Here is an 11,044-nt window from a genome sequence, read left to right as displayed (position 1 = left end):
CCTGTGGCGCGCCAGATAACGAAGCCGCCCCCCCCGTGATCGCATCCCCAGCGCTTCCCCAGGCCCCTCCCGATCCCCTCCCTGAATTCCGAGGCGAGATGACGAGCAGACAGCACATACGCACCGCGGCCCTGACCGGTCTCGCACCGGCGGTCTGGGGCAGCACCTACCTGGTGACCACCGAGCTGCTGCCACCGGACCGGCCCCTCCTGGCGACCACCCTGCGGGCCCTGCCCGGTGGGCTGGTGCTGCTGGCCCTCGGCCGGAAGCTTCCCACCGGCGTCTGGTGGTGGCGCGCGCCGGTCCTGGGCGTCCTGAACATCGGCGCCTTCAACTTCCTGCTCTTCCTCGCGGCCTACCGGCTGCCGGGCGGCATCGCCGCCATGATCATGTCGGCCCAGCCCATGTTCGTCGTGATCCTCGCGGCGATGTTCCTCGGCGACCGGATCGCAGCCCGCCACGCCCTGGCCTGCGCGATGGGCGCCGGGGGAGTGGCACTGCTCGTCCTCCGGGGCACGGCGTCGCTCGACACCTTCGGTGTCCTCGCCGCGGTCGGCGGTGCGCTGTGCATGGCCCTGGGCATCACGCTGACCAAGCGGTGGGGCCGGCCGGCGGGGGTCGGCCTGCTCACGTTCACCGGGTGGCAGCTCACGGCGGGCGGGCTGGTCCTGCTGCCGTTCTGGCTGACGCTGGAAGACCTGCCCGACGGTCTCACCGGATCCAACGTCATCGGGTTCGCCCATCTCATCACCCTGGGCGCGGTCCTGAGCTACATCGTCTGGTTCCGGGGCATCGAACGCCTGCCCGCCGTCGCGGTCTCGTTCCTCGGCCTGGGCAGCCCCGTCGTGGCGACCCTGCTGGGCTACTTCGTCAAGGACGAGAGGCTGTCCGCCCTCCAACTCGTCGGCATGGCCGTCATTCTCGTTGCGGTCGTCCTCGGCCAGCGCCCACCCCCGGCCCGCGGCCCCGCACCGGCCGACGCCATGACCGCCGCGCCAGGACCGGCGCGGCGCGACCTTCGCGAACCGCACCCGACCACTGCCGGAGACACGACATGACCGTCTCGGAAGAGCCGAACCCGCCTGCCACCTCCCGGGAACCGGTGTCCCCCGCCCGGGGCTGGCTGGGCGTGGCCACCATCACCGCCAGCCTGTTCGTCTTCCTCACGACCGAACTGATGCCGATCGGCCTGCTCACCCCGATCGGCGAGAGCCTCGGGGTCTCCGTGGGTGCGGTCGGCCTCATGGTCACCGCGCAGGGCGTCGCCGCCGGTCTCGGCGTGCCGTTCATCGTGGCCTGGAGCCGGCGCGTCGACCGGCGCCGGCTGCTGACCGCACTCCTCGTCGTCCTGGCGGTCGGCAATCTGATCACCTCGATCGCCCCGAACTATCCGCTGATCCTGGGCACCCGCCTCGTCATGGGCCTCGCCAGCGGCGTCTTCTGGGCCATCGGCGTCAGCATGGCCATGCGCATCGTCCCGGCGAAGCACGCCAACCGGGCCGCCGCCGTCGTGATGTCCGGCATCTCGATCGCCACCGTCGTCGGCATCCCACTCGGCACCCTGCTGGAAAGCGCCGGCGACTGGCGGACCACCTTCCTGATCTGGTCCGCCCTCAGCGCGGCGGTGCTCCTCGCGGTCGCCGGCACGGTCCCGTCGCTGCCGTCGTCCAACGCGGTCACGGTGCGCGAGGTGTTCGGCCTGCCGCTCAGGAACGTACCGCTGCGCATGGTTCTGATCATGGTCGTGCTCTTCGTCCTCGGACACTTCGGCGCGTACACGTTCGTCCGGCCGTACTTGGAAGAAGGCGCGTCCGCCACGGTCGGCTTCATCACCGTGGTCCTCATCGTGTTCGGCATCGGCGGCGCGGCCGGCAACGTCATCGGAGGCCGGACGGTCGAACGGAGTGCGCGGGGCAGCTTCGTCGTGGGCGGCCTGATCATGATCGCCGCCCTCGTCGCGCTGCTGTCCGCCGGCGCGAACGACATCGGCGTGATCGCCGCCATGGCCCTGTGGGGCCTCGCCTTCGGTGTCGTGCAGATCGGTCAGATCAACCTGACCCTCTCGGCGGCCCCCGAGGCCTTCGAGGCGGCGATGTCGCTCAACACCATGGCGTACAACACCTGTATCGCTCTCGGAGCTCTCGTCGGAGGCCTGTTCGCCGACCATGCCGGTGTCACGAGCGTCGTCCCCTTCGGCATCGTCCTGGTCGCTCTCGCCGTGATCGTCGGCGCCGCCACCGGCGGCCGCGCGACCGTGCGGGCGAGCTGACCTCGCCGTGACCGGCCGTCCTCGCCGGCAGCGGGCGGGCGGGAGCCGGCGGTCTCTCCCTTGATCCGCGCATGGGGCGGGTCCAAAATGGCCAGGGGGCGGACCAGGGGGGATGCCATGTCGGACACGACGCCGGCCACTGTGGAGCCGCGCGGTGGTCCGCCGGAGGGGCAGGGCCCGCTCGGCCCACGGATCCAGGCGTTCCGCCGACGCGCCGGGCTGAGCCAGGAAGCGGCCGCGTCACGGGCCGGGATCAGCACCAGGGCCCTGCGCGACATCGAGCGGGGCCGGGCCCATCGGCCCAGGGCGGGCACCCTGCGCGGCCTGGCCGAACCGCTGGGACTGAGCGGCGACGAGCTTGCGGACCTGCTCACCGCCGCCCGCACCGGGCCGCCCGGGGACACCGGCCGGCCGCGCCTGCTGATCCTCGGCCCGCTCGCCCTCCGGCGCGGCCGGACCCCCGTCCCGGTCACCGGCCCGATGCTGCGCCGACTGCTCGGGCTGCTCGCCCTCAGACACCCCGAGCCCGCCACCCAGCAGGAGATCACCGACATCCTCTGGCCGTCCGGGCCGCCCCACTCCCACCTCAGCCTGATCCACACCTACGTCAGCCAGGCCCGCCGGCTGCTCGCACCGTGCGGCCCGCGGGGGGCCCCGCAGCCGACCGTCGCCCGGACGCCCACCGGATACCGGCTGGAGGCGCCCCGGAACCAGATCGACCTCGGCCACTTCGACGAACTGCTGGCCCGGGCGGAGCGGTTGCACCGTACGCCGGACCCGGAGACCCGGTACGCGTCGCTGACGGAGGCCCTGCGGTGCTGGCGGGGCCCGGTGCTCGCGGACGCGGACCCGGTGCTGCGCCGGCACCCGGCGGCGGTGGCGGCGGAAGAGCGGCGAGTGCGGGCCGCGCTGCTGCACGCCGACACGGCGCTGCTGCTCGGCCGCTCCGGGGAGGCCGTCCAGGTGCTGGCGGACCTGGTGAACGCCGAGCCACTGCACGAGGGGCTGCACGCCCGGCTGATTCTCGGCCTCGCCGACAGTGGGGAACAGGCCGCCGCGCTCCAGGTGTTCACCCGTCTGCGCGTGCGGCTCGACGAGGAGTTGGGCATCGAGCCCGGCGCGGAGATCCGCGAGGCCCACCTGCGGGTGCTGCGCAGGCAACTGCCCGGCGCACGCCGCCCCGACCACCGCACGGCGACCCGGGGCGCACCGGCCAGGAGCGCACCGATCCGAAGCGCACCGACGCAGAGCGCACCGGCCCACCACGCACCGGCCGACCACAGACCGGTCCCCGGCACACCGGCCCCCGGCACGGAGATCCGGCGAGAGTCGGCCCACCCCGAGCCCGCTCTCCCCGCCGGAACCCACCGCACACCGGCTCACCCCACACCGGCCCACGGTACGGCGGTCGCCGGCCCGCCCCCGGCCCAACTGCCCGCCGGGGCCCGCATGCATGTCGGCCGACGACCGCAGGCGCGGGTCCTGGACACCCTCGTCGCGACCGACCCGGCACGCCGCCCGCACCTGGCGGTGGTGGTCGGCGCACCCGGGGTCGGCAAGACCGCCCTGGCCACGCATTGGGCGCATGCCCGGCGCGAACACTTCGCGGACGGGCAGTTGTTCGTCGACCTGCGCGGCCACTCCCGGCTTCCGGCCCTGCGCCCCGCCGACGTCCTCGCGCAGTTCCTCCGGGCCCTCGGCGCCCCGCCCCACGCACTGCCCGAGAACTCAGCGAACCCCGGGAACCCCGAGAACCCCGGGAACGACGACGAGGCCGCGGCCCTCTATCGGACGCTGCTCGCCGACAGACGCGTCCTGATCGTGCTGGACAACGCGCGCGACGCCGAGCAGGTCAGGCCGCTCATCCCCGGCGCCCCGGGCTGCGCGGTCGTCATCACCAGCCGCAGCCGGCTCGCCGGACTGGTCTCGGCCGACGGCGCCCGCCGGATCGCGCTGGACGTGCTCGACCCGGACGAGGGCTGCCGGCTGCTGGGCAGCATCGTCGGCGCGTGCAACGTCGCGGCCGAGGAGGAGGCCGCCCGCAGGCTCGTGGAGCTCTGCGGCGGCCTGCCGCTGGCGATCAGGATCGCCGGAGCCAATCTGGTGGCCCGCGACACGAGTATCGCCCATCACTGCGCCGAGCTGGCGGGTGACGACATCCTCGGCCGGCTGCGTATCGAAGGGGACGGGCGCTCCACCGTACGGTCCGCCTTCGAGCTGTCCTACCGCACGCTCCCGGACGAAGCCCGGCGGATGTTCCGGCTCCTCGGCCAACTGCCGGGCCCCGAACTCACCGTGGACGCCGCCGCCGCGCTCGCGGGCTCGACCCCCGCCGCGTCGGCCGCCCTCCTGGCCCGCCTGGCGGACGCCCATCTGGTGCGTGAGAAGGCGGGCCGGTTCGCGCTGGACGTCCTGCTGCGCTCCTACGCCCGCGAGCTGATCGGCGCGGACGAGGCGCACACCGCCCGGCGCCGCCTCCTCCTCTCCCCGGCTCGGGGGCCCGTCCGGCGCGGCACCGGTCCCGACAACTGCTCGGGCAGTTAAGCCGGTTCTGCCGGTTCTCGCGCCTAGCCCGGCGAGGTCCGGCAGAAGCGCAGGTCAACTCCCCTTACCTCGACGGGGATCGGCCTCCCGGGCGCCTCCGTCTCCTCTGGTCCGGCTGCACGTGCCCCAACAGGCCCCAGCCGTACGGTTGCCCCCACCGCAGCCTCTTCTCCCCGTGCCGAGCCACGGGAGCTGCGCATGAACCGGCACGACCGACCGAAGGATCGAACGACCATGGAAGAACGCCCGGCAGAGCACGCCACGGCGGTCGCGCCCCCGCCCGCACGGGACGGCTCAGGCGGGCCGCCGCCGTCGCCGGGCGAACCCGCCATCTGGTCCCGTAACTTCCGGTATTACTTCGTCGCCCGCAGCGCCGGCCTGCTCAGCTGGGCCATGCTGCCGGTCGCCGTCGCCGCGGGGCTGCTGATCGACGGATACGGACTGGGTGCCGCGGGTTATGCGATGGCCTTCCTGGTCGCCCCGTTCGCGGGCCTGGTGCTGTTCGGCGGGGTGCTCGCCGACCGGTTCACCGCCCGCCGGATGATGATCGTCGCGGATCTGGCCAACCTCACCGCCCACATCCTGCTCGCCCTCCTCTTCCTCCACGGCATCGACCACCTCTGGCAGCTGTACGCGCTGCTGGTGGTGGCCGGGACGGCGAACGCGCTGTTCCAGCCGGGCGCTTCATCGACCGTTCCGCTGGTTTCCCGGGACGTGCAGGGCGCCAACGGGGTGCTGCGGACCTCCGAGGCGATCACCGGACTCGGCGGCCCCGCGCTGGCGGGCGTCCTCGTCGGGTTCGGATCCACCGGCTGGGTGATGGTGATCTCCGCCGTCGCCTATGGGGCCAGCGCGGTCTGCCTGTACGTGCTCCGGCTCGGCACGGTGCCCGCCCCGCCGCCCGGCGAGAGCCTGTGGAGCGATCTGGCGGTCGGCTGGAGGGAGTTCCGCGCCCGCAGCTGGCTCTGGGGCGTGATCGTGATCTGGATGTTCTACGCGGTGCTCTCCTGGGGGCCGCAGCTGTCGGTTGCCGCCGGCGTGATCGTGCCCGAACACGGCGCGCGGTCCTTCGGCCTGATCAACGCAGCCCTGGGCGCCGGAACGGTGATCGGCGGCCTGCTGGCGATCCGCTACAAGCCCCAACGGCCTTTGGCGGCGGGGGCGGTGGCGATGCTGGCGTACCCCCTCTACCCGCTGGGCATCGTGCTCGGCCTGCCGGTCTGGGTGCTCGTTGTGGCCCAGGTCGCGGTCGGGGCCGGGATCGGCGTCTGGGGCGTCATGTGGGCCACCAGCGTGCAGACCCAGGTGCCGGGCGAGATGCTGAACCGCATCCACGCCTACGAGGTCGCGGGCTCGGTCGGCATGTACCCGATCGGCAGTGCGCTGGCGGGCCCCGCCGTGGGAGCGTTCGGCACCGACCGGGTGCTCCTGATCGGTGTCGTCGTCTCCTTCCTCACCGCCACGGCCCTGCTGGCCGCCCGCCCGATTCGCACCCTGCGCCGGGTGCCGGACCGCCGCTGAGCATCAGGTCCGGTCTCTCCGGGGACGCGGCGGCGGACCGTACGCCTCGACCAGCGCGTTGCGTACGGCGAGCCGCCCCGCGTGGCGGAACGCCAGGGCGTTGGAGTCCACCTCGTGCACCTTGATGGACCGCAGGACCACCACGACGGCCACCGTCGTCCCCGGGTCCAGAGCCGCCAGTTCCTCACGGACGCCGGAGCCGAACGCCTCGTGCAGTTCGGACACCCACCCGGCCGGCCATCCCGGCACCGTGCTCGTCCCGGCCACCTCGAACTCGACGCCCTGCTCCCAGGGTTCGAAGTCCGCCACCCCCTGGGCGAAGTAGGACGGGCAGCCGCCCTGCCGGACGTACGTGGACGTGATGTCGCGCAGGGGGCGGGGCGGGAAAGTCCTCAGCTCGGTGGTCATGCGCCCACGCTAACGGCGCGCCGACGGCCTCCCCACGGAATTTCCGCGGGGAGGCCGTCCGTTCGTGCGTCAGGCGTCCCGGCGCAACTCCAAGGTGCAGCACTTCACGCTGCCGCCCGCCTTGAGGAGCTCCGAGAGGTCCACGCCGATCGGGTTGAACCCGCGCTCACGCAACTGCGCGGCCAGCTCCGTCGCGTTCTGCGGCAGGACGACGTTGTACCCGTCCGACGTCGCGTTCAGCCCGAACACCTCGGCGTCGGCGGCGGTGGCGAGGAGGGCGTCCGGGAAGAGCCGCTCCAGCACCGCCCGGCTGCCGGGGGAGAAGGCCGCCGGATAGTAGGCGACCGTCTTCTCGTCGAGCACCGTCAGAGCGGTGTCCAGGTGGTAGTAGTCGGGGTCGACGAGGGTCAGCCCGATCACCGGACGCCCGAAGAACTCCTGCGCCTCGTCGTGCGAGCGGGGGTCGCTGCGGAACCCGGTGCCCGCCAGCAGCCAGTCGCCGGCCAGGAGATAGTCGCCCTCTCCCTCGTTGACGTGGGCGGCCGTGCGCAGATCCGGATAGCCGTTGTCGCGCAGCCAGTCGTGGTAGGCGGGCCCCTCCGCGATGCGCTCGGCGTCGCGGAACCGGGCAACGAGGGCCCGCCCGTCGACGACCGTGGCGCCGTTGGCGGCGAAGACCATGTCGGGGAGACCGGGGACGGGGTCGATCGTGTCGACGGTGTGCCCGAGGTTCAGGTAGACCTCGCGCAGCCGCTCCCACTGGGCGATGGCCAGCGGAGTGTCGACGGGCTTCTTCGGGTCCATCCACGGGTTGATGGAGTAGACCACGTCGAAGTAGGTGGGCCGGCACATGAGGTAGTGCTGGACACGTGCGGTACGCATATGGGGTAGGTCCCGATCGTCAGGGGCGGCCGGTGAGATAGCCGCCCATCGAGGTGAAGTGCTCGGTCGCGGGCAGTTCGCGGCCGTCTTCGGTCCGTACGCGGGTGATCGCCAGGCCGTGGTTGCGGCCGGTGCGGGCGTGGGGGGCGGCGACGATCACGACGCCGTCGCCCTCGCGGTAGAAGACGCGGCCCGGGGTGCCGCCGTAGCGGCCCTCGGACACGACGGCGGAGACGACCTCGATCCGCTGCCCCCGGTGGTACGTGAAGGCGGCCGGGTACGGGGCCGACTGGGCGCGGACCAGGCGCTCCAGGTCCTCGGCCGGCCAGTTCCAGTCGATGCGGATGTCTTCCTCGGCGCGCTTGTGGAAGAAGCTGGCCTTCGACCGGTCCTGCGGGGTGAACTCGGTCTGCCCGGAGGCGATGAGGCCGAGGGCCTCGACGGTGACCGGCGCGATCAGATCGACCGTACGGTGGAAGAGGTCGGTCGTGGTGTCCGTCGGTCCCACGGGCACCGCCCGCTGGACGACGATGTCACCGGCGTCCAGCTCCTCGTCCATCATGTGGGCCGTGACGCCGACCTCCGGCTCGCCGTTGATGAGCGCCCAGATCAGCGGCGAGAAGCCCGCGTAGGCGGGCAGCAGCGAGTCGTGGATGTTGAGCGTGCCGTGGACCGGCAGGTTGTAGATCTCCGGCGGCATCCACGTCCGCCAGTTGTTGGCCACGATGATGTCCGGGGCCACTTCCCGCAGCTGGTCCAGGAGTTCGTCGTCCGGCCGGTTCCGGATGATCACGGGGACGCCGTGCTTCTCCGCGAGATCGGCGACCGAGTCGCTCCAGATCTTCTCGTAGGCGTGCTCGCTCTTGGGATGGGTCACCACGGTCACGACATCGTGCTCGGAGTCCAGCAGGGCTTGCAGGGTGCGATGGCCCCAGGTCTGGTAACCGAACATGACGACCCGCATGAAGGTGCCTCCTTGGAAGAGCGATGACCGGCGTTTCAGTAAAGCAAGGCTTACCTAAAGGCACAACGGCCCATGATTCACGGGGAGGTTGACAGCGGATGACGGCTGGAAACACACCCTGACGTCGACAGGAAGGGGTATGCGGGTTAGCTTGGCCCGGCCAGCTCTCCGGCCGCGTGCCGTGGGTCCGAACGCGACGGGGAGGGATCTCCCATGCTCTGTACGAGGCTGACGAACGCGCGCTTCCTCACGATGGACCCCCGCCACCCCGTCGCCCATGACCTGGGCATCTGGCGCGGCCGGATCGTCGGCGTCGACGAAGCCGTGACCTCCCTGCCCGCCCGCGAGGTGGTCGACCTGGGCGGGGCGACCGTGCTGCCCGGCTTCATCGACAGCCATGTCCACCTGGCCTGGGCCGGGTTGAAGGCCCGTACGCCGAGCGTCGCCCCGTGCGAGCGGGTGGAGGACATCCTAGCCGTCGTGGACGCCGCGGCCCTGCGGCCCGCTCCGCCCGGTGCCTGGGTGGACGTCGCCGGATACGACCAGCGCGCCTTGGGCCGGCATCTGACCGCCGCCGAACTGGACCGGGTCAGCCACGGCCGCAAGGTCTTCCTCATGCACGACTCCGGGCACGCCTGCGTCGTCAACACCGCCGTACTGGACCTGCTGCCGGACGGAACCCCGCACGAGGACGGCTTCCTCGCCGAGAGCGCCATGACCGCCGCCCGCCGGCTGCGGCTGCCGTACTCCCAGGAAGAACTGGCCGACGCGATCGAGCTCGCCGCTCGCACCTGCCTCGACGAGGGGATCACCGCCTGCGCGGAGGCGGGCATCGGCGGCGGACTCCTCGGTCACAGCCCCGTCGAACTGGGCGCCTACCAACTGCTCCGGGACCGCGGCCGACTGCCCCTGCGGGTTCAGCTCATGGCCTCCGGCGACACGCTGCGCCCGCGCGCGACGCACGCCGACGACGGGTTCACCCAGGCCCTGGACCTCGGCCTGCGCACCGGATTCGGCGACGACCTGCTGTCGCTCGGCGCGCTCAAGATCTACACCGACGGCGGGATGATGGCCCGTACGGCGGCGCTCACCTCCCCGTACGAGGGCACGACCGACAACGTCGGCCGCTTCCAGGAGGACCCGGAACACCTCGCCGCCCTCATCGTCGACGGTCACCTCGCCGGCTGGCAGCTCGCCGTCCACGCCATCGGCGACCGCGCCGCCGACCTCGCCCTGGACGCCCTGGAGCGGGCCCAGAAGCTGCGGCCCCGCCCGGACGCGCGCCACCGCATCGAGCACGCCGGGCTGATCCGGCCCGACCAGCTGCCCCGCTTCGCCGAGCTCGGCGTGAGCGCGGTGGTCCAGCCCACCTTCCTCCACTCCTTCGGCGACGACTACGCGACCGTGATGGGGGAGGAGCGGGCCGGCTGGATGTACCGGGGCCGGGGATTCCTGGACCACGGGGTCACCCTCGTCGGAAGCTCCGACCGCCCCGTCACGGACGGGGCACCCCTGCGCGCGATCCAGTTCATGGTCGAACGCGCCTCCTCCTCGGGCCGCCTCGTCGGCCCGGACGAGGCCGTCACCGTCGACGAGGCGCTGCGGGCCTACACGGTCGCCGGCGCCCACGCCTGCCGCTGGGAGGACACGGCGGGCGCCCTCGCGCCGGGAATGCGCGCCGACCTGGTGGTGCTGGGCGACGACCCGCACCGCGTGGACCCCTCCCGGATCGGGGACATCGAGATCGTCCGGACCTTCGTGGACGGCCGGGACGCCCGCGCCGAGGGGTGACGGCTACCCTCGACGCCATGGGTACGGAGAAGAGGGGGAGCGGGACGGTCACCGAGTGGGTGACCCTCGTGTCGTACGAGAACCTGCCGGGCGGCCCGCGGCCCCCGGCGGCCCTCCGCGCTTGACTGCGTGACCGCGGCATCGACTGGATGCCGTTCCCGGGGGAGCTGATCCGCTTCGACCTCGCCTGCGGCATCGGCCCGGACGGGCGCCGGCGCGGCTGGTACACCGTCCGGGTCGACGCCGACGCGCTGCACGCCCTGGGCCTGCACCCCGATCAGCGCACCGCCGTGATCACCGGTCCCTCCCCTCCCCGCTGGTGGCACGCCGCCGCCGAGCGCAACGCCGAACGCCGCCCGGGGCGCTGACGGCACCTCCGCGCGCCGAGGCCCTCAACTCCTTTCATGCGAAGGCTCCTTGAGGGGCACCGATCGACTCGTCCGTACCCTCCCGTCGGCGGGTGGCAGAACAATACGTCGCCCTTTTCGTGTTATTTAGGGTGAATGTGGACATCGGCCCGTAGGTTGGGGAGAAACGCCACCCGAGTGGCGTCCTGTGTCCCCCGGCCCCGAACCGGCCGGGGCCCGGGGGGGGGGCGGGGCGGCCCCCCCCCCCCCCCCCCCCCCCCCCCCCGGGCCCCCCGCAGACCCGACGGCGGGGGGAGG

At 72.7% G+C, this 11,044-nt stretch carries 9 protein-coding genes; 6 read left to right on the top strand and 3 right to left on the bottom strand.

The features are described from left to right. Nucleotides 1-98: 98 nt before the first annotated feature. The 4 genes from JS521_RS27995 (at nucleotide 99) to JS521_RS27980 (ending at nucleotide 6,334) form a co-directional block, all read left to right on the top strand. Nucleotides 99-1,058, top strand: a complete 960-nt coding sequence (locus tag JS521_RS27995; RefSeq protein ID WP_205085749.1) for an EamA family transporter — start codon at nucleotides 99-101, stop codon at nucleotides 1,056-1,058. Next, on the top strand, nucleotides 1,055-2,269 hold the full coding sequence (locus tag JS521_RS27990; protein ID WP_205085748.1) for an MFS transporter: 1,215 nt from the start codon (nucleotides 1,055-1,057) through the stop codon (nucleotides 2,267-2,269). The genes JS521_RS27995 and JS521_RS27990 overlap by 4 nt, the downstream gene beginning before the upstream one ends. Nucleotides 2,270-2,386: 117 nt before the next feature. Beyond that, nucleotides 2,387-4,813, top strand: a complete 2,427-nt coding sequence (locus tag JS521_RS27985) for a BTAD domain-containing putative transcriptional regulator (RefSeq protein ID WP_205085747.1) — start codon at nucleotides 2,387-2,389, stop codon at nucleotides 4,811-4,813. Between the two features lie 234 nt (nucleotides 4,814-5,047). Then, complete coding sequence (locus JS521_RS27980; RefSeq protein ID WP_205085746.1) at nucleotides 5,048-6,334, top strand: MFS transporter; 1,287 nt, start codon at nucleotides 5,048-5,050, stop codon at nucleotides 6,332-6,334. A 3-nt stretch (nucleotides 6,335-6,337) separates the two neighbouring features. Here JS521_RS27980 and JS521_RS27975 read toward each other — a convergent pair whose 3' ends face one another. From JS521_RS27975 to JS521_RS27965, 3 genes are all read right to left on the bottom strand, one after another. After that, a complete protein-coding gene (locus JS521_RS27975; RefSeq protein ID WP_205085745.1) occupies nucleotides 6,338-6,742 on the bottom strand; it encodes a hypothetical protein in 405 nt (134 codons plus the stop codon). 69 nt (nucleotides 6,743-6,811) lie between these two features. Then, nucleotides 6,812-7,663, bottom strand: coding sequence for a dimethylargininase (ddaH, locus tag JS521_RS27970; protein WP_356564700.1), 852 nt, complete (start codon nucleotides 7,661-7,663; stop codon nucleotides 6,812-6,814). After that, nucleotides 7,644-8,588 carry a methionyl-tRNA formyltransferase gene (locus JS521_RS27965; RefSeq protein WP_205085743.1) on the bottom strand — a complete coding sequence of 315 codons (945 nt, stop codon included), beginning with the start codon at nucleotides 8,586-8,588 and terminating at the stop codon, nucleotides 7,644-7,646. The genes ddaH and JS521_RS27965 overlap by 20 nt, the downstream gene beginning before the upstream one ends. A gap of 213 nt (nucleotides 8,589-8,801) precedes the next feature. On the opposite strand from JS521_RS27965, the gene JS521_RS27960 reads away from it, so the two are divergent. Next, nucleotides 8,802-10,379 carry an amidohydrolase gene (locus JS521_RS27960; protein WP_205085742.1) on the top strand — a complete coding sequence of 526 codons (1,578 nt, stop codon included), beginning with the start codon at nucleotides 8,802-8,804 and terminating at the stop codon, nucleotides 10,377-10,379. A 149-nt stretch (nucleotides 10,380-10,528) separates the two neighbouring features. Then, the gene (locus JS521_RS27955) at nucleotides 10,529-10,747 is read left to right on the top strand and encodes a hypothetical protein (RefSeq protein WP_205085741.1); all 219 of its coding nucleotides are present in this window, start codon (nucleotides 10,529-10,531) and stop codon (nucleotides 10,745-10,747) included. Nucleotides 10,748-11,044 lie beyond the last annotated feature (297 nt).

Origin of the sequence: Streptomyces durocortorensis (assembly GCF_016901035.1) — a bacterium.
In the GTDB taxonomy this organism is placed as follows: domain Bacteria; phylum Actinomycetota; class Actinomycetes; order Streptomycetales; family Streptomycetaceae; genus Streptomyces; species Streptomyces durocortorensis.
The sequence above is the reverse complement of the archived record's forward strand: the minus strand, read 5'-3'. Positions and strand labels throughout refer to the sequence as shown.